This is a genomic window from Tindallia californiensis (assembly GCF_900107405.1).
Lineage (GTDB): Bacteria > Bacillota > Clostridia > Peptostreptococcales > Tindalliaceae > Tindallia > Tindallia californiensis.
Window position 1 is genome coordinate 45,480 of the sequence record NZ_FNPV01000002.1, and the last position, 17,493, is coordinate 62,972.

General features: G+C 37.2%; 21 protein-coding genes and 1 tRNA gene. 2 read left to right on the forward strand and 20 right to left on the reverse strand.

Features of this window, described 5'->3' with window-relative positions:
* Positions 1 to 28: 28 nt before the first annotated feature.
* The gene (locus BLV55_RS02350; protein ID WP_093310678.1) at positions 29 to 559 is read right to left on the reverse strand and encodes a nitroreductase family protein; all 531 of its coding nucleotides are present in this window, start codon (positions 557 to 559) and stop codon (positions 29 to 31) included.
* 141 nt (positions 560 to 700) lie between these two features.
* Between BLV55_RS02350 and BLV55_RS02355 the strand changes: the two genes are divergently transcribed.
* Positions 701 to 1,939: an FprA family A-type flavoprotein gene (locus BLV55_RS02355; RefSeq protein WP_093310680.1), complete on the forward strand. Its 1,239-nt coding sequence runs from the start codon at positions 701 to 703 to the stop codon at positions 1,937 to 1,939.
* A gap of 108 nt (positions 1,940 to 2,047) precedes the next feature.
* On the opposite strand, the gene BLV55_RS02360 is transcribed toward BLV55_RS02355, so the two are convergent.
* The 9 genes from BLV55_RS02360 to BLV55_RS02400 all read right to left on the reverse strand — a co-directional run bounded on the left by BLV55_RS02360 (position 2,048) and on the right by BLV55_RS02400 (position 8,150).
* The gene (locus tag BLV55_RS02360) at positions 2,048 to 2,953 is read right to left on the reverse strand and encodes an RluA family pseudouridine synthase (RefSeq protein WP_093310683.1); all 906 of its coding nucleotides are present in this window, start codon (positions 2,951 to 2,953) and stop codon (positions 2,048 to 2,050) included.
* A gap of 3 nt (positions 2,954 to 2,956) precedes the next feature.
* Positions 2,957 to 3,403 (reverse strand): signal peptidase II, encoded by a 447-nt coding sequence (gene lspA / locus BLV55_RS02365; protein WP_093310686.1) that lies wholly within the window; start codon positions 3,401 to 3,403, stop codon positions 2,957 to 2,959.
* Positions 3,400 to 3,939 (reverse strand): DivIVA domain-containing protein, encoded by a 540-nt coding sequence (locus BLV55_RS02370; protein WP_093310688.1) that lies wholly within the window; start codon positions 3,937 to 3,939, stop codon positions 3,400 to 3,402. Before BLV55_RS02370 ends, lspA begins: the two co-directional genes overlap by 4 nt.
* 18 nt (positions 3,940 to 3,957) lie before the next feature.
* Complete coding sequence (locus BLV55_RS02375) at positions 3,958 to 4,740, reverse strand: YlmH family RNA-binding protein (RefSeq protein WP_093310690.1); 783 nt, start codon at positions 4,738 to 4,740, stop codon at positions 3,958 to 3,960.
* 33 nt (positions 4,741 to 4,773) lie between these two features.
* Positions 4,774 to 5,049 carry a YggT family protein gene (locus tag BLV55_RS02380; protein WP_093310692.1) on the reverse strand — a complete coding sequence of 92 codons (276 nt, stop codon included), beginning with the start codon at positions 5,047 to 5,049 and terminating at the stop codon, positions 4,774 to 4,776.
* A 14-nt stretch (positions 5,050 to 5,063) separates the two neighbouring features.
* On the reverse strand, positions 5,064 to 5,516 hold the full coding sequence (locus BLV55_RS02385; protein WP_093310695.1) for a cell division protein SepF: 453 nt from the start codon (positions 5,514 to 5,516) through the stop codon (positions 5,064 to 5,066).
* Positions 5,517 to 5,531: 15 nt separating this feature from the next.
* The gene (locus tag BLV55_RS02390; protein ID WP_093310697.1) at positions 5,532 to 6,224 is read right to left on the reverse strand and encodes a YggS family pyridoxal phosphate-dependent enzyme; all 693 of its coding nucleotides are present in this window, start codon (positions 6,222 to 6,224) and stop codon (positions 5,532 to 5,534) included.
* Between the two features lie 30 nt (positions 6,225 to 6,254).
* Positions 6,255 to 7,565 (reverse strand): biotin/lipoyl attachment domain-containing protein, encoded by a 1,311-nt coding sequence (locus BLV55_RS02395; RefSeq protein WP_093310700.1) that lies wholly within the window; start codon positions 7,563 to 7,565, stop codon positions 6,255 to 6,257.
* 111 nt (positions 7,566 to 7,676) lie between these two features.
* A complete protein-coding gene (locus BLV55_RS02400; RefSeq protein WP_093310703.1) occupies positions 7,677 to 8,150 on the reverse strand; it encodes a peroxiredoxin in 474 nt (157 codons plus the stop codon).
* A gap of 130 nt (positions 8,151 to 8,280) precedes the next feature.
* Between BLV55_RS02400 and BLV55_RS02405 the strand changes: the two genes are divergently transcribed.
* Complete coding sequence (locus BLV55_RS02405) at positions 8,281 to 8,559, forward strand: acylphosphatase (RefSeq protein WP_093310705.1); 279 nt, start codon at positions 8,281 to 8,283, stop codon at positions 8,557 to 8,559.
* Between the two features lie 156 nt (positions 8,560 to 8,715).
* Here BLV55_RS02405 and BLV55_RS02410 read toward each other — a convergent pair whose 3' ends face one another.
* The 10 genes from BLV55_RS02410 to BLV55_RS02455 form a co-directional block, all read right to left on the reverse strand.
* Positions 8,716 to 9,978, reverse strand: coding sequence for an L-lactate MFS transporter (locus tag BLV55_RS02410; protein ID WP_093310707.1), 1,263 nt, complete (start codon positions 9,976 to 9,978; stop codon positions 8,716 to 8,718).
* A 137-nt stretch (positions 9,979 to 10,115) separates the two neighbouring features.
* Positions 10,116 to 10,192 (reverse strand) — tRNA-Pro (locus BLV55_RS02415).
* Positions 10,193 to 10,257: 65 nt separating this feature from the next.
* Positions 10,258 to 11,295, reverse strand: a complete 1,038-nt coding sequence (locus tag BLV55_RS02420; RefSeq protein WP_093310708.1) for an NAD(P)H-dependent glycerol-3-phosphate dehydrogenase — start codon at positions 11,293 to 11,295, stop codon at positions 10,258 to 10,260.
* Positions 11,292 to 11,909 carry a glycerol-3-phosphate 1-O-acyltransferase PlsY gene (gene plsY / locus BLV55_RS02425; RefSeq protein WP_093310711.1) on the reverse strand — a complete coding sequence of 206 codons (618 nt, stop codon included), beginning with the start codon at positions 11,907 to 11,909 and terminating at the stop codon, positions 11,292 to 11,294. The genes BLV55_RS02420 and plsY overlap by 4 nt, the downstream gene beginning before the upstream one ends.
* Complete coding sequence (gene der, locus BLV55_RS02430) at positions 11,906 to 13,231, reverse strand: ribosome biogenesis GTPase Der (RefSeq protein WP_093310713.1); 1,326 nt, start codon at positions 13,229 to 13,231, stop codon at positions 11,906 to 11,908. Before der ends, plsY begins: the two co-directional genes overlap by 4 nt.
* Positions 13,170 to 14,588, reverse strand: coding sequence for a DUF512 domain-containing protein (locus BLV55_RS02435; RefSeq protein WP_093310715.1), 1,419 nt, complete (start codon positions 14,586 to 14,588; stop codon positions 13,170 to 13,172). Before BLV55_RS02435 ends, der begins: the two co-directional genes overlap by 62 nt.
* Positions 14,589 to 14,642: 54 nt before the next feature.
* Positions 14,643 to 15,122: a transcriptional regulator NrdR gene (nrdR, locus tag BLV55_RS02440; protein WP_093311455.1), complete on the reverse strand. Its 480-nt coding sequence runs from the start codon at positions 15,120 to 15,122 to the stop codon at positions 14,643 to 14,645.
* Positions 15,123 to 15,174: 52 nt separating this feature from the next.
* Positions 15,175 to 16,281, reverse strand: coding sequence for a cell division protein FtsZ (ftsZ, locus tag BLV55_RS02445; RefSeq protein WP_456300629.1), 1,107 nt, complete (start codon positions 16,279 to 16,281; stop codon positions 15,175 to 15,177).
* Positions 16,282 to 16,396: 115 nt separating this feature from the next.
* Complete coding sequence (locus BLV55_RS02450) at positions 16,397 to 16,768, reverse strand: small basic family protein (protein ID WP_330386561.1); 372 nt, start codon at positions 16,766 to 16,768, stop codon at positions 16,397 to 16,399.
* The gene (locus BLV55_RS02455; RefSeq protein WP_093310718.1) at positions 16,765 to 17,493 is read right to left on the reverse strand and encodes a DUF881 domain-containing protein; all 729 of its coding nucleotides are present in this window, start codon (positions 17,491 to 17,493) and stop codon (positions 16,765 to 16,767) included. The genes BLV55_RS02450 and BLV55_RS02455 overlap by 4 nt, the downstream gene beginning before the upstream one ends.

Here is a 17,493-nt window from a genome sequence, read left to right on the forward strand (position 1 = left end):
GCGCGCCACTAACACAGCTGATCCTTTACTACTTTTTGATGCCATATTGATTACTGAAAACAACATTCCAGTTCAGCTCTTCTTCTTCGTAAGGTCGTTTTGATTCATCTGGATACCCTACTGTAATGAACGCTTCTACACAAATTTTATCTGGAATCGATAAAAGATTTTTAATAAATTGTTCTGCTGTTAGCTCCTCATTGCATTTTCGATTCCTTACTTGTATCCAACAAGATCCAAGCCCCATGGAATGCGCTTGAAGTTGAATAAGTGTAGCGGCAATAGAAGTATCTTCTATCCATACATCACTTTTTTCAGGATCAGCCATTACTAAAATAGCCGCAGGAGCTCCCTTAACAAACCCTGCCCCTTTTTCTTTAGAGCGAGAAAGCTCTGAAAGTATTTCTTTATCATCAATAACAATAAATTCCCAAGGCTGACTTTTTTTTGAGGATGGTGCTAAAAGAGCTGCTTTAAGAAGGTTTTCAATTTTTTCCTTCTCTATTGGCTTTTCAGCATATTTTCGGATGCTTCTTCTTTCTTTTAATGTTTTTAACATATTTCATCTCCCCTTCTTTGGTTATTCATTTACTAACTAAAGTGCCTTCAACCTACTTTCAAGGAATAAAAGGAACGAATATAATTTTCCTTGCTTAATATGATATAATAGGATAGATAAAAAATCAAAGGAGGTTTATGCATGCTAACAACGGTTAATATATCTGACTCCACTTATTATATAGGAGTCAACGATCGCGAAACATACCTTTTTGAAAACTTATGGCCTTTAGATAAGGGGGTTTCGTATAATTCTTATCTGATCAATGATGATAAAGTAGCCGTATTTGATACGGTTAAAAACACAAAAATCAATGAATACTTGGAGAAGATTCAAAGTCTTATAGGAGACAAAGACGTTGATTATCTCATTATTAACCATATGGAGCCTGACCACTCTGGTGCTGTTAAAGCATTAAAAGCAAGATATCCTAATCTACAAATTGTTGGTAATAAGAAGACATTTGAAATACTAGAAAACTTTTATGGTCCCATGGATACTTATCATGAAGTTGGGGAAGGCGATACGCTGCCATTAGGCAAACATGAATTGCTATTTGTCATGACCCCTATGGTACATTGGCCTGAAACCATGATGACATACGAGACTTCACAAAAAATTCTTTTTTCCGGCGATGCTTTTGGAGGTTTCGGTTCTTTAGATGGTGGTGTATTTGATGATGAGGTTAACTTAGAATTTTATATGGATGAAACTCGACGATACTATTCCAATATTGTAGGCAAATATGGATCTATGGTTCAAAAGGCACTCAAAAAAATAAATGACTTAAACATTGAAATATCTGTTATTGCTCCTACCCATGGTCCTGTATGGAGAACTTCACCTGAACACATTATTCGCTACTATGACTGCTGGTCTAAAGGCGAGACAGAGGAAGGTGTTGTTATTGCCTATGGGTCCATGTATGGAAACACTCAGCAAATGGCCGACTCTATTGCTCGACGATTATCTGATAGAGGCATCAAAAATATTAGAATTTATGATGCCTCTAAAACACATATGTCCTATATAATCAGCGACATTTGGAGGTTTAAAGGGATTATCCTTGGAAGTTGTGCTTACAATACCGGAATGTTTCCAACAATGGAAGCATTGGTTAGCAAAATTGACAATTCACAGATCAAAAATCGATTCCTTGGCATTTTTGGAACGGCTTCCTGGAGTGGCGGTGGCGTTTCAAACTTAAATAAATTTGCCGAAAAAACTAAATGGAAGCAGGTAGGCGAATCTGTCGAAGCTCTCTCTTCTCCAAAAGAAGCTGATTTTGATAAATGTCAAGTAATCGCTGATGAAATGGCTGACTTACTATTAGAAGAAAGACAGCCAAATCGCAATGCTTTTTCTAGCACCATCTACTAGGTATGAGCGAATAGCATTCAATGTGTTGTTTTCACATTGTAAATAGTAACAAACTATTAAGCGGTTAGAAAGGAAATTTTTTCCTTTCTAACCGCTTTTTCTAACTATCTAAATCATTTTTAACAAGGCTTCGAAATACGGTGGTAAAGGAGCATTGAAGTGAACCAATTTGTTTGTTTCCGGATGAACAAATCCTAATTCATAAGCATGCAACGCCTGTCCCTTAAGGTTAAAATGCTTTTCCGGTCGAGAATATAATTCATCTCCAACAACCGGATGTCCACTATATGCCATGTGAACGCGTATTTGATGTGTTCTCCCAGTTTCTAAGCTTGCATGGATCAATGTGTGGTTTTTATACCGCTGCAAAACCTTTATATTCGTTATTGCCGGTTTTCCTTCTTTTACAACAGCCATTTTCTTTCTTTGAACCTTATGCCTACCTATCGGCGCATCAATTTTCAACTCATCTTCCTCTATAATGCCACGAACAACGGCTTTATAGCTTCGTAACATAGTATGCTCTGAAAGCTGTTTTGCAAGATGTTTATGGGCCTGGTCTGTTTTAGCAACCACCAAAAGCCCAGAGGTGTCCTTATCTATCCTATGCACAATTCCCGGGCGAATAATCCCATTGATCCCCGACAACCCCTCTTTACAATGGAATAGTAAAGCGTTCACCAACGTACCTTGCCAATGACCTGCCGATGGATGAACAACCAGATTTTGAGGTTTATTTACGACCACTAAAAAATCATCTTCATAAACAATATCAATCGGTATGTTTTCAGCTTCTACCTGAAGTTCTTCTGGTTCTACCAGATCAACAGAAATAATATCACCTTTTTTTATCACATGACGATTTTTCTGAATCCTATCATTGACAAGTACTTTATGTTCTTTGATGCATTTTTGAAGAAAACTGCGACTATGCTCTTCCATTTGAGTAACCAAGAACTGATCTAGCCTTATGCCGTCATGATGCTCTTCCGCTTTAAACTGTTTTTTACCCATGTACTACATCCCTTCGTTAATCGGCTTATCTTTAATGATAAAATATATTAATAACACTTGCCCTATGACAATTGCAATATCAGCAATATTAAAGACAGGCCATACCAAAAAATCAAAAAAATCGACAACATATCCAAAAAAAAGACGGTCAATAAAATTACCTATTGCTCCTCCCGAAATAAGACTTAAGGATATCACCAGAAGTCGATTCATCTTTGGATTTTTAATAAGAAACCAAAATATCCATCCGACAATTACAGTTGTAATCACTAAAAAGAATAGCTGCCGGTCCTGCAAGAGACCAAAAGCAGCGCCACGATTTTCCAAATATCGCAAATGAAAAAATCCTTCTATCACAGGTATCCGCTCTAATTCTTTCAAATAAAGAACAGCAAATCTCTTGGACAGTTGATCTAGCAGAATTGTTGTAAAAATAATAAGCCATTTCATTCAGCAACTTCTCTCCTGTCTTCCGATAGTATCTTATCTCCTTTTTCATTTTTTGGGGGTGGTGTTTTCTGTGTAGACAGTTCGTCAGCCAAAGATGTTGCATCTACTAATAATGAATCCATCTGTGATTGTAGCAAAGTACGATATCGAGTCTTGAAAATTTGTAGCTGTCTAAGCATTTCATCATGTTGTTGATAAAGTTTATCCACTTCTGCCTTAGCTTCATTCATAATACCTTTTGCCTTCAACTCTGCTTCTTGAATAATAACATCTGATTTTTTCATGGCATTTACCCTTAACTCTTCCGCTGTTGATTGAGCAACTACCAATGTTTCCTTCAGTGTATCTTCCATTTGTTTGTATTTTTCAACTTGCTTCTCATCAATTTCCAGCTTTTCCTTCATTTCCAGGTTTTCTTTATAAAGCACTTCATAATCAGCCATTATTTCATCAAGAAAGGCATCTACCTCCGCTTCGTTATATCCTCTAACGCTTTTCTTGAATTCTTTATTCTGAATATCCAGAGGTGTAATCATGATTCTTCCTCCCGTCACTTAGCTTTTACGTCCAATGGTAATATGCCTTCTATTTGATTTCGTTACCCTGCCAATATCTAGTACGACAGCTCTTCCCTTTCCAGAAACAGATATTGTGTCATTTATTTTGAGTTCATCATTTGTTTTGCTATTTTGTTTCCAGTTAATTTTCACCTTATCTTGTTTGAACATTGCTTGAGCATTGGCTCGAGAAACAGCATATGCCAGCGCAATGACAGAATCAGCTCTAAGGGAAGCTACAGTGCCTTTCACCAACTTATACTCAGGTTCTTCTATTAGCACATTATCGGGTCTTATTTGAGAAACTTCAACGGAACAGCTTGCTATTTTATTAAGATGAAGCCTAATGAATTCGGATACTTCCCTAGCAACAAATACAACCGCTTCATGATCATAAACGATCACATCACCCAGTTTTTCTCTTTTTAATCCTAGCGAAAGAATCGAACCCAAGTAATCCCGGTGAGTCAATGAGCGAAATTTAGAGGTGGATCGAATCGACAGTATATCTATACACGACTCTTGAGGAACTCCAGCCAAGTCTTCATGCCTCATACTTAGCCGTTTTCGTTCTGTCTGTTCATGACCCCCGTCCAAAGTCCAATGCAAATTAGGCACCAACCTTAATATCTCGGATGAATAACTCCATTCTGCAGGCGTTAAAAAAGAAGTATTGGTTGTTTGATACTGTTTCACAGCTCGATCTGCCTGGTCTAATATCTTTTTCCATATATTTCTTACATGCTCATCCGTAATGAAATTCAGTTCATTATCTTTCATAATAACGTCAAACCTTCCACTCTATAGTGTCTCTTATCTTAAAATATTAATCACAAAATTAGATACCATATTAATCATTACAATCCCAAGGATAGGTGAAAAATCAATCATTCCCTGATACTTAAAAACATCCTGAATAAGTCCTCTTATTGGTGCTAATATTGGCTCTGTTACTCCATAAATAAACTGACCAGCAGCACTATAAGGATTTACGCGGATCCATGAGAAAATCACCCGCACTAAAATAAAAAAGTTTAATAATCTAGCGAAATAGTCTACGGCCATTATAATTGTCGTTGTCGAAAACAAACTTCCACTCTCCTTTATCTGTTTTGCCAGGGAAATACCCCTTTGCTTTTAAGCTCTTCTTTAATGTTACCTGCTATTTCAACATTGTTAGGAGCAAGAATAAATATTTCAGAGGAAACTTTTTGAATGCTTCCATCCAGGGCATAGATAGCTCCATTCAAAAACTCGAATATTTTTCTGGCTACATCCGATTCCAGTGTCTCCAAGTTGACAATAACAGGCTTTCTATTTTTTAAATTATCTACTATATTTTGAACTTCATCGTAAGCACTGGGTTCAAAAATAACTACTTTCATCTGACTTGTTGTATGAATGTTAACAACTTTATTAGCCTTGGGCTGATTATCTCCTCGAACTTCTTCTTGCGATGGATAGAGGGGTTCCGGATAAACGTCCTCATCTTCTTCTTCTTCAAAAACATCTAAACCCATAAAATGCTTCACTTTATCAACAAACTTTTCTGCCATAATAACCTTCCTCTCTTAATCATACTTGCGATTACCAAATATCGCACTTCCTATTCTTATCATATTCGAACCTTCTTCCAGTGCGATTTCAAAATCGTTTGACATACCCATGCTTAAGTATTCCATATGCGCATGAGCTAGGTTTAACTCTTTCATTTTCTCGTTTAATTCAAATAATTTTTTAAAACAATCCCTTGTGATAGCTTCATTTGCTGTAAATGGTGCCATCGTCATGAGACCTTTTATACGAACATTATTCATAGACTCTATTTGTTTAGCAAGAGACATGGCTTCGTTAGGCTCAACTCCAAATTTACTCTCTTCTCCCGACACATTTACTTGAACCAAAACATCGATGGTTCGGTTTATTTTACTTGCCCTTTTGCTTATTTCCTCTGCCAAGGATAATGAGTCTAAAGAATGAATAAGGCTAACTTTATCAACTATATATTTTACTTTATTTCTTTGCAAATGTCCAATCATATGCCATTGCGGAGCTGGTCCTATGGTTTCATATTTTGTTAAAAGTTCTTGCACTTTATTTTCACCCAAATGATTTATTCCAAGATCCATGGCTTCCTGAATGGTTTCTGGTTTAATTGTTTTTGTAACCCCTATTACCTGTATTTTTTTACTAGGATCCGCTGACTTTTGTAGCGCTTCCTGAATTCGATTCTCCAGTACCATTATATTATTAGAAATACTCATTTTATCTTTCCTTTCCTATTATCCTTCCTATTATCTAACACGTTGTCCTTCTTCAATATTCTCTGGATTGACAATAATTTGATCATATCTTCTAAGAGTGTCCACCATTTCCACTTCGTCCTCCTGGTTATTCCCTACTATCCTCATTGGAAGTTCAATTCTACCTTCTTTTACGACAACCGTTCCGTAGGCTCTTCCTATTTCCTCAGTGGGCATAAATACGGCATACCCATTTAAGTCAACACGATAAACTCCCTCAATACCATTCTTTTCTATCAGTGCTGATACAGGGACTTTCAACCCATCAAACTTTCGGGGGATCAACTCTACTTCCAAAAATCTTTGATTATGCCATCCTTCTAATGGCTGATTAAGCTTAAAAACAACGAAATAGCCTTCTTCCGATTCGATAACATCCTTCACCGTACCCCTAATGACTCTTTGTTGATAAATATCTCTAATTTGTGCCCGCACCCCGACTTCATAAAATGGCAGATAATCTTCAGGAACTCTCGCAATTAACTTCCAATTATGCTGATGGATAATTCGATAGTACTCATCGTTTTCTTGCATACTTTTGATATCCGGCGGGCTTTTGGAAAAAATGTCTACTATTGCTTCTTGATCTAATCCTTCTACTGATAAGTTTTTTTCTAAATCATCACTCCCAAAAGAATATACGCCGGATTCTTCGGCTCTTATTTCATTAGATTGAGACTGAATTTCTTGCTGAATCGTTTCCTTCCGTCGTTTTAACTCTTCAATACTCATTTCAGGAAGATCTTTGCTAGCCTGTATCGTTTTTAGTTGCTGAACTGTTTCTTCAAGAACATACCGATTTTTAAATGCAAGTTCATATTGATTCATTTGTACATTTTGTGATAAATCAGACACTAAGTGATCGATACGATTATTCAATTGATGTGTAGCATTTTCAGAAAATGATTCTACCTCTTCTCCTGATTCCAATGTCTGAATTCTCATATCTATCATTTCAATCTCCATCAACATCGATTGATCCGATTCCGATACAATGATATCGGCTATTTTTTGTTGTTTTCCTACCTTTTCTCCACTAACTACATTCCAGTTAATCCGTCCGGTCGACGGAAATGAATATCGCGTTTCTTCTCTCGCAACAACAGCCTCCACCTGTAGTATTGTTTCCAACGTTCCGAATTCAACAATCGTTGTATTTACTCGAAAATGACTAATGACAGGTCCCAATCGCAATACAAAAAACATGCTTACAATTAGGATAGCAGGCATTATCACTAAAATGAAAACAGCATACTTCTTTTTTCTTGGTTTTGAGGAGGTTTTATGTTTTTTTTCTGCCATTAATTATCACCACTTACTTTGTAATACTAGTTACCGAACCTATTGTACCATATAATAAAAAAGACAGGTATGTTTAACCGATAATTTCGTTAAACAATCCTGTCTCTCATTCTATTTTTCCATTATTTCAATCTTTTTCAGCATTTCTTCTGCATGGCCTTTCGCTTTGACTTTTCGGTATTCCTCTATCAATATACCCATTTCATTTATCAAGAAAGTTGAACGCTCCGTCCCTAACCCCTTTTTTCCAAATAGTTTCTTTTCTTTAATAACATCAAACTGATTGTGTAAAAACTCATCATCATCTACCAGTAAAGAAAATGGTAGATTGTGTTTTTGTGAAAATTTCTGATGTGATTTTAATGAATCCCGACTCACACCTAGTATGACTGTATTCAATGACTGAAACTGTTCGTATAAGTCTCTGAACTCAGAGGCTTCTGTTGTTCATCCCGGTGTGTTATCTTTTGGATAAAAGTACAGCAATACTTTTTTTCCTTCAAAATCACTTAGTTTAATCTTGTTTTCTTCCTGATCTAGCCTTTCAAAATCAGGCACTTTTTCCATTAGTTCTATTTTTTTCATACCAACACACCTCCTGATGCTATCTATTACCCTCTATAAACGAAGATATTCAACCAAAAACAAAAAGTGAACTGAGTAACAGAAAGGGTATAGATACATCAGTATAGTAAAATAGTTAGGAGATGAAAAAATGCCAGCACTGCATATGATTGTCAGAGGAACCGTTCAAGGCGTTGCTTTTAGATATAGCACAAGAGAGCGAGCTCTCGATTTAAATCTTGAAGGATGGGTTAGAAATAGAAAGGATGGATCTGTTGAGATTTTTGTTCAGGGAGATAAAGAACAGGTCAACCTAATGAAGTCTTGGGTAAAAACAGGGCCATCACAAGCCGTTATAGAGGATTTAACTGTATCGCCTCAAAAACGTGACGAAAGCATCCATGGCTTTATTGTGCGTGCAACCTGCTAAGCAATGATCCGCAAATATCATTACTCACCTATGAGTAAGCCAGCCTTTTAACAAAGTCTGTCTTGCAAAAAAGTGTCTACAGATGATCCCCAGCCGTATTTTTTGCCGCTCATTTCAGCCGCGATCATCTATAGCCACTTCTCCGTCATTTGCCAGTTATGGAGTTACTGTTTCTGGCTCTATTTCCTCTTTGATAGGTTCTTCTTTAGGTGGCTTTGTAATGAGTGTTAGAATAGCCCCTGTCGCGCTCAGTACTCCTGATACTAAATAGCTAATCCCATAAGTTCCTGTAACATCACGGACGATCCCCCCCAATAAAGGCCCAAGAACACCACCGATTCCCCAAGCCGTAATAACCATTCCATAGTTCATGCCAAAGTTTTTAATTCCAAAATAATCTACGGTTGCCGAAGGGAACAACGTCAACATTCCTCCAAAAGTAAATCCTACAACCGATACTCCCATCATTAAAATTGGTGGAGTAGTGAATGTCGCAAAAAAGGCGTATACAATTACCTGCAAAACAAACATTGCTAAGAGTGTCCGCATTCTACCAAATTTATCCGATAAAACTCCACAACCGATTCTACCAGCAAAGTTGAAAATCGCATAAATTCCGACGAGTATATAGGCATTTTGCATTCCAGCTTGCTCCAAGCCTATTTTAGAAAGCTGACCGATAATCAACAGTCCGGCAAAAGTACCAAAAGAAAACATGATCCAAAGCTGGTAAAATTGTTTTGTTTTTAACACTTCATGCCATTCGTAATCTACTTTTACTTTAGCTGATTCTACTGAAACTTTCTGCTGGATTTCAGAAGGTTCTTCATCCGGCGGACTATATCCATGAGGAGGGTTTTTAATGAATTGTGCTAAAATCATGATAAGAATTAAAAAAGCTCCACCCAGTATAAAAAAAGTTCTTTGGATTCCATAAGTGCTTAATAAAAAATTGGTTAATGGTGCAATATACAGAGGTGCTAGTCCGAATCCACTGACAACCACTCCTGAAATAAGCCCTCTCTTTTTTGCACTAAACCACTTTACAGCGGCCGGTGTTGGTGCTGCATAACCTGTCCCAATCCCCATACCGGCTATAATTCCAAAAAAAATAGTCAGACCGACCGGAGTAAGAAATAACCCAGAAATAATAAACCCTATCCCTACCATAACAGCTGATGCCATAATAACCGGTTTAGGCCCAAGCCTATCTTGAAGTCTGCCACCCGGAACCATAGAAAAAGCAAACATTGCACAGGCAAACATATAAGGCACCTGAGATATGGTTGCTGTCCAACCTAGTTGATCGATCAAAGCAGCTGAAATAACGCCCCATGTATACAATACTCCTAACATCAAGTTAACTCCAACGCCTGCTATGGTAACAGGCCAACCCGGATGAAACTTTTTCTCTCCCATCAAACTCCTCCTAGTAAATTAGTTTTGTTTCTTAGCTATCATACCAGAAAATCTTTGACTAGAAAAGTAAAAGATAATTGAAACTTTAAACATCAAAAGCTGCAAAACATTCCGCTTTGCAGCTTAAATAATAATAATGGTCGGGCTGACAGGACTTGAACCTGCGACCTCATGACCCCCAGTCATGCACGCTACCAAACTGCGCCACAGCCCGAGCTGGCATTGCATTTTGAACACAAGGATATTATAAATGAATTCTCGTTAAGATGCAAGGACTTTTTATACATCCCATTCAACAGGTCTATACTCAACAATTTCTTCCATCTCGTTTTTCTTACTTCGAGTCATTAGATGCAATACGGCTTCTTCAACGTTTTTATTTTCATATAGAACTTGATAAATAGCACTGGTAATGGGAAGATCTATCTGGTATTTCTTTCCCAACTCATAAACGGCTTGTGCTGTTGATACACCTTCTACAACCATTCCTACTTCTTCTAGAGCTTCATTCATAGACTTTCCTTGACCAACTAAAATACCAGCTCTTCGATTACGACTATGCATGCTAGTGCACGTTACAATTAAGTCACCAATGCCTGATAAACCAGCAAACGTGTTCAAACTTGACCCCATAACACTTCCTAATCTAGCCATCTCTGTAATTCCACGCGTCATTAGTGCTGCTTTTGCATTGTCACCATATCCGATGCCATCAATCACTCCTGCACCAAAAGCAATGACATTTTTAAGAGCACCGGCTAGTTCAACACCAGTTACATCAGGGTTTGTATAAACACGCAGATACTCATTCATAAGCATATTCTGTGCTTTTTCAGCTAGTATTCTTCTGGAAGATGCCGCAACGAGTGTTGTTGGTAGTTTCATCGCCACCTCCTCTGCATGTGAAGGACCTGAAACAACGCAAAAATCATAACTTCCTAATTCTTCTTTGATAATCTGAGATATGGTAAAGTAAGTGTTTTTTTCAATTCCTTTTGAAACATTAATGATCAATGCATTCTCAGGGAACAAACTTTTGTTTTCTCGAAGAACTTCCCTAATCTGTTGTGTTGGAATTGCAATAATAATAACTTCTGCATTCTTCAAAGCCTTTTTAATATTTGTTTCAGGGCAAATCTTTTCCGAGAGTAAAACGTCCGGAAGATAAGCATGGTTAACACGATTTTTTAAGATATTTTCTTTTTGATCTTCATTTCTCATCCAAAGTTTTACATTGTGTCCATTTTTATTCAATACTGTTGCTAATGCCGTTCCCCAGCTACCAGCTCCTAAAATCGTCACCTGATAGGAATTCATTTTGAACGCTCCTCTTTGCTAAGTTTCGTTTTTAATGAAAATCGATTTTCTGTTCCTTTATAAATTCTTAAGATATTAGCATAATGTCTATAAATCACAAGGCTACTTAAGGCGATGCCTAATATCACATGTTCAATGGGTGAACCGGTGATTGCCAATAAAACCGTCCATAGGGGTATGGCCGTTATGGATGCTAATGACACATATTTAGAAAAAGTGATGATAAAGATTGATAGGGCAATACAAATCCATACGTAGAAAGGATTGATCATCAACCCTACGCCAATACTTGTCGCAACACCCTTCCCTCCTTTTAGCTTCATTGTAACTGGCCAATTATGCCCAATTACAGCCGATAATCCAGCTGTAGCCGCTAAGGCTTCTCCTCCCATATAACGTCCCAAATAAACGGCAATGACGCCTTTTAGCAGATCCATTAAAAGTACAAAAACAGCTGCCTTGGCGCCTAAAATTCTCATGACATTTGTTGTTCCTGCATTGCCACTACCGTATTCACGAATATCGTTTCCTGTCCATAGCCTCACAAGTATATAGGCTGGTGAAATCGTTCCAATTCCGTAAGAAATAAGAATAATAACTAAGGCGATCATCATCTGCTTCCCCCAGGTTTTTCTCGGCAAATCATTTTAATCGGCGTTCCTTCAAAACTAAAGCTTTCCCTGATTTTATTTTCAATATAGCGAAGATAGGAAAAATGCATTAATTCTTTATCATTAACAAATAGTACAAAGGAAGGAGGTCTCACGGATACCTGGGTACCATAATAAATTTTTAGTCTTTTTCCTTTATCAGAAGGTGGTTGGTTCATCAGTGTGGCTTCCGCTATCACCTCATTTAGCACGCCTGTTTGTACCCTCATGGTGTGTTGATTGGAAACATATTGAATCATAGGAAGAATCTTATTGATTCGCTGACCATTAAGTACAGAAACAAAAACTACCGGTGCATACTGACAAAACCCTAGTTCTCTACGAATATCTTTCAGAAATTTATTCGTTGTTTTATTATCTTTTTCAATTAAATCCCATTTATTTACCAGAATAATTAAAGCTCTACCATTGTCATGACTTAAACCTGCTACTCTTTTATCCTGTTCCGTAACACCCTCTTGGGCATCAATCATTAAAATACACACATCGGATCGCTCAATAGCTGCAATCGCACGAATAACACTATAATGTTCCACATTGCTATGAATTTTGCTTTTTCTTCTTAATCCGGCTGTATCAATAAACACATACTTTTGGCCATCATGACTAAACGGCGTATCGATTGCATCTCTTGTTGTGCCTGCAATATCACTGACAATAACACGTTCTTCTCCCAGTATTCGATTGATCAACGACGATTTTCCTACATTTGGTCTTCCAATCACAGTAACACGTATTGAATCACTATCCTGATATTCTTCATCAGTATCCGGAAAATATTTCACCACTTCATCAAGCAAATCACCTATGCCTAAACTTAATTCTGAAGAAATCTCTATCGGATCTCCGATACCAAGTTCGTAAAAATCATAGAAATGTTCTGACTGATTGCTGGTATCCACTTTGTTCAGTACCAGTAAAACTGGTTTGTTATTCTTTCGAAGTATATCCGCTACTTCTCGATCTTGTAATGTTAACCCTTCTCTTCCATCTACCATGAAAATGATGACATCGGCCATCTCCATCGCCAATTCAGCCTGATTTCTCATTTGCCTTGGGATGGGCTCTTCCGAGGCTGGTTCTAAGCCTCCTGTATCAATCATCGTGAACTGATATCGAAGCCATTCCACTTCGGCGTATATACGATCACGTGTCACTCCTGGCGTATCTTCAACAATCGAAATTCTTCTACCCGCTATTCGATTAAAAAAAGTTGACTTCCCTACATTGGGACGACCTACTACTGCAACAATGGGTTTTGCCATTTTTCTCAACACTCCTGATCTTAGGATTCAATGCTGAAATCCTCAATATTTTTCTAATAAATGCAATTCCATCTATTGGACACGCCATAACGGCTACTCCCAACTCTGAAGAAACTACATCGGTTGTTACATCATCTAAAAATAGATTCTCACCTTCACGAAGCATATTCTCCGGTATTAACAGATATTTTCCTAAAGGTTTATTTTTTAATTGCTCTATAAGATCTTTGCCGGTGATAAGTCCGCTTACGGTTATTGTCTTTCCAAAAAAGTTGTTTTCTATAGGAAATACTTCTATTTTCAAACCTAAAACTTTTTGTTCTAACTTTTTTGCTATTTTATTGATGTATTCCGCTGCCAAGGTTCCGGTAGCCACAGAAATTTTTATTGGTTCTTTTTTTCTAACAACAGGCATTTTCTTCAGATAATCACTGAAGTTCTTTTTGAAAAGCGCCATCATTCCTACGCCATTTTCTAGTTGAGAAAAAGAATCATAAAATGACGCTTCCGGAATATCCTCTCCTGCATAAAGATAAAGTTCATCCGATGCATATGCTTTTTTTTCACCTGTCATTTCTATATATATCTGTTGCCATTCACTAATTTGATTAAGTGTTTTCTTAGCAATTTCCTTTGTTATAGAACCAGTTTCTGGCAAGCCTTCTCGAAATTTGGTTTTTCCAACAGGAACAATAGCAATGCTCACAACCGAATGAATTATTTTCTTAAAATCCTTTAAGGTTTGATCCAGCATCTCTCCATCGTTCCATCCGGGACAAAGTACAATCTGAAGATTCATAGAAATATGATTTTCATGAAACTTCTTCAGAAGGGTTAATGCATTTCCTGCAAACCGATTATTTAGCATTTGAATACGTCGTTCTGGATCTGTTGTGTGAACCGATATGTTAAGAGGACTAATTCTATAACGCCGTATTTTATCAATATTTTTCTCTGTCAAATTTGTTAAAGTGATATAGTTCCCTTGTAAAAACGATAATCTAGCATCGTCATCTTTCACATAAAGACTCTCCCTCATACCAGGAGGCATTTGATCAATAAAGCAAAAGATGCATTTATTGTGACATTGTATTGTTTTATCTGCTTCTTCATTCGTAAAAATAATGCCTAGCTCTTCATCTACTTCTTTTTCTATTTCCAATACCCACTGACTGCCATCCATTTTTTCTAGTTCTACCTCTAAAAAATCATCTGCTGATAAAAACTCATAATCCAACCTATCTTCAATTATTTGTTGGTTAATTTTAACAAGAAAGTCACCAGGCATTACTCCCATTTCCTCGGCAATACTGCCTGACTCTATGTGTTTAATAATATTTTTCCCTATCTTTTTCAATGATTCACACTCCAATATTCCTCTATTACTATAAACACGACAAACTCATCATTTTTATGATGAGTTATCGAGATCAGTCTTTTTTTCTTTCAAAATTTTTGTTAATTCTTCCATAAAAGTATTCAAATCCTTAAATTCTCTATATACAGAGGCAAACCGCACGTATGCCACTTCATCCAAATCTTTTAGCCGATCCATTACCATATTACCTATTTTATCTGTATGAACCTCTTTAATCATATCGTTTTGCAACTGTTTTTCAATTTCTTCAACGATATACTCTATTGATTTAAGTGGTACCGGCCGTTTTTCACAGGCCCTTATAACCCCTTTCATCAACTTGTTCCGATTAAAGGGTTCCCGATTGCCAGATTTTTTAATAACGATTAACGGAATTTCTTCCACTTTTTCGTAAGTAGTAAATCTTTTTTGACATTCGTTACACTCACGTCTTCTTCGAATTGCTTGCCCTTCGTCCGTCGGTCTGGAATCAATTACTTTTGAATCAAATTTTCCACAAAATGGACAGTTCAGCACAAACACCTACTTTCTTACCTATTTCTAGATGTAATATTCTGTGCTATCTTTAGTTTTTCTTTCTTAAAAACACGGGTATATCCAACTCATCACTTTGCGGCTCATCATCTGGCAGTAGCTCTTCTTCTTTTTCTTTTGGCCCTGTTTGTGATTCTTTCTCTGATGTACTTTCTTTCTTGGCTTTCTTGCCTTTTATCACAAACTCATCTTTTTGGCGCTCTTCATCAAAACCAGTAGCGATCACAGTAATTTGAATTTCATCTTGCATTGCTTCGTTAATAACCGCACCAAAAATAATGTTAGCATCTTCGTCCGCTTCCTGAGAAACCATTTCGGCTGCTTCATGAACTTCAAACAGGCTTAGGTTAGAACTACCAGTAATATTAATAAGAACCCCTCTGGCTCCAACAATAGACGTTTCCAGTAAAGGACTTTGAATTGCTTGTTTAGCCGCCTCTGTAGCTCTATTTTCACCAGAAGATCTTCCGATACCCATATGAGCAAGTCCTTGATCAAACATAATGGTTTTTACATCTGCAAAATCACAGTTTACCAATCCTGCATCATCAATAAGATCAGAAATTCCCTGTACGCCTTGCCGCAGTACATCATCAGCAAGACGAAAAGCTTCAATAATAGATGTTTTCTTTTCTATTACTTGAAGCAATCGATCATTCGGTATCGAAACCAAGGTATCAACACGATCTTTTAAGTCTTTTATTCCCTGTTCAGCATGTTTCCATCTGCGTTTTCCTTCAAAAGTAAAGGGTTTTGTTACAACTCCCACGGTTAAAATGTTCATTTCTCTGGCAATTTCAGCAACAACAGGTGCAGCACCCGTTCCTGTTCCGCCACCCATACCAGAGGTAACAAAAACCATATCGGCTCCCTTTAAAAGCTTAGCAATATCGTCGCGACTTTCTTCAGCCGCTTTATGACCAATCTCCGGATTAGCTCCAGCTCCAAGACCTTTTGTCAGTTTTTCGCCTATTTGAAGTTTTTGCTCGGCCTTTGATGTAAGCAACGCTTGTTTGTCTGTATTAACCGCAATAAACTCAACACCTTTCATCCCGGCGTCAATCATACGGTTTACAGCGTTATTACCACCTCCGCCAACACCAATCACTTTTATTTGCGCAACGCTATCCATATCCATATCAAATTCTAACACAGCATTCCCTCCCCATCTTGGATTCAATAGTCCTCCGACTAATTATTTCAGAATCACCCTAACTCTTTATATTTATACACCACGAACATAAGGTTGTGAGTTAGTTATTATTTTGCGATTCATGTGCTGACTCATGGTGTATTCGGTTAATCAGATGCCTTCTTATCGTGGCAAAGTTTTGAAACAACCTGCCCCCAAACGCGAATACAGCTGCATAGTACAATGGTACTCCTAACTTGTCGCCAATATAAGCTAAGAAGGCAGCTAAAATGGCATTACTAAAAAAACCTGTTACGAAAATTTCTGTGTCAAATTTATTTTCAAGACTAGCCCTAAACCCTCCAAAAACAGAGTCTAAAGAAGCTAGGATCGCAACCGATATATAAAGCGATAATGCGGCAGGATAACTAACTGGTAAATAGAGTCCCAATACAATTCCTACTATCAATCCTATAATGGCTATTATGATCACTGGTCTTCACCATCCTTAGCTGTAACATAGTGTAGTGTAAAATCCCCTTGAAACTTTGGTATTCGTATTCTTTCACTTACGTGTGATTCAACCTGTATCCCAAAAACTTCTTTTATTTCTCTGGAATATGTTCCCGGCGCTTTAATGGCTGCATTTAATGTATCTGGGTTTCCTATCGCTTTAATGACAAAGGGTTGTGCGTAAGTCATTTGATTGATGGTGATCGTCGGACCAGTGCATTGAATTTCAGAAGTATTCAGGTATCGCTGGCCGTTAATGGAAAGAGCTTCTGCTCCAGCTATTTTAAGATCATTAACAATTCTCAGCACATCTTCATCATGAACAATCACATTGTTAGGATTTTCTCCTTTGTATAATTCTCTTTCACTATCCATCAGCACTACAATTACTCCTGGTCCTTCCAAATCATAATGGCCACTTCTCATTCTCATATGTTCAATATCTTGTATAAGTATTTCATCTATACTACCCTCAGAAGCTATTGCGAATTGATACTCTCTTAGCCGTTTCTCTTGCTGATCTATTAATTCTTTGAGATGATCAATTTCTTCTGTTTCCTGCCTGATTGCTGCATTAAGATCACTGATTGTTTTAACACTGATAAAGCGATAATCATCATCTAGGTTTTTTACTTGAATCGCTAGTATTAAACCAATTAATATACTGATGACGAGTAACATACTTTTTCCAAAAAAACTTTGCAT

Bases quoted from the DNA above. Each gene is read 5' to 3' on its own strand.
- BLV55_RS02420 (WP_093310708.1), bottom strand. From the start codon at position 11,295: ATGAATTCCTATCAGGTGACGATTTTAGGAGCTGGTAGCTGGGGAACG.
- ftsZ (WP_456300629.1), bottom strand. From the start codon at position 16,281: ATGGATATGGATAGCGTTGCGCAAATAAAAGTGATTGGTGTTGGCGGA.
- BLV55_RS02405 (WP_093310705.1), top strand. From the start codon at position 8,281: ATGCCAGCACTGCATATGATTGTCAGAGGAACCGTTCAAGGCGTTGCT.
- BLV55_RS02360 (WP_093310683.1), bottom strand. From the start codon at position 2,953: ATGGGTAAAAAACAGTTTAAAGCGGAAGAGCATCATGACGGCATAAGG.
- BLV55_RS02350 (WP_093310678.1), bottom strand. From the start codon at position 559: ATGTTAAAAACATTAAAAGAAAGAAGAAGCATCCGAAAATATGCTGAA.
- plsY (WP_093310711.1), bottom strand. From the start codon at position 11,909: ATGATGATCGCCTTAGTTATTATTCTTATTTCTTACGGAATTGGAACG.
- BLV55_RS02390 (WP_093310697.1), bottom strand. From the start codon at position 6,224: ATGAGTATTTCTAATAATATAATGGTACTGGAGAATCGAATTCAGGAA.
- BLV55_RS02410 (WP_093310707.1), bottom strand. From the start codon at position 9,978: ATGGGAGAGAAAAAGTTTCATCCGGGTTGGCCTGTTACCATAGCAGGC.
- BLV55_RS02395 (WP_093310700.1), bottom strand. From the start codon at position 7,565: ATGGCAGAAAAAAAACATAAAACCTCCTCAAAACCAAGAAAAAAGAAG.
- BLV55_RS02370 (WP_093310688.1), bottom strand. From the start codon at position 3,939: ATGATTACACCTCTGGATATTCAGAATAAAGAATTCAAGAAAAGCGTT.
- der (WP_093310713.1), bottom strand. From the start codon at position 13,231: ATGGCAAAACCCATTGTTGCAGTAGTAGGTCGTCCCAATGTAGGGAAG.
- lspA (WP_093310686.1), bottom strand. From the start codon at position 3,403: ATGAAATGGCTTATTATTTTTACAACAATTCTGCTAGATCAACTGTCC.
- BLV55_RS02375 (WP_093310690.1), bottom strand. From the start codon at position 4,740: ATGAAAGATAATGAACTGAATTTCATTACGGATGAGCATGTAAGAAAT.
- BLV55_RS02355 (WP_093310680.1), top strand. From the start codon at position 701: ATGCTAACAACGGTTAATATATCTGACTCCACTTATTATATAGGAGTC.
- BLV55_RS02455 (WP_093310718.1), bottom strand. From the start codon at position 17,493: ATGCAAAGTTTTTTTGGAAAAAGTATGTTACTCGTCATCAGTATATTA.
- BLV55_RS02385 (WP_093310695.1), bottom strand. From the start codon at position 5,516: ATGGCAGAAAAGTTTGTTGATAAAGTGAAGCATTTTATGGGTTTAGAT.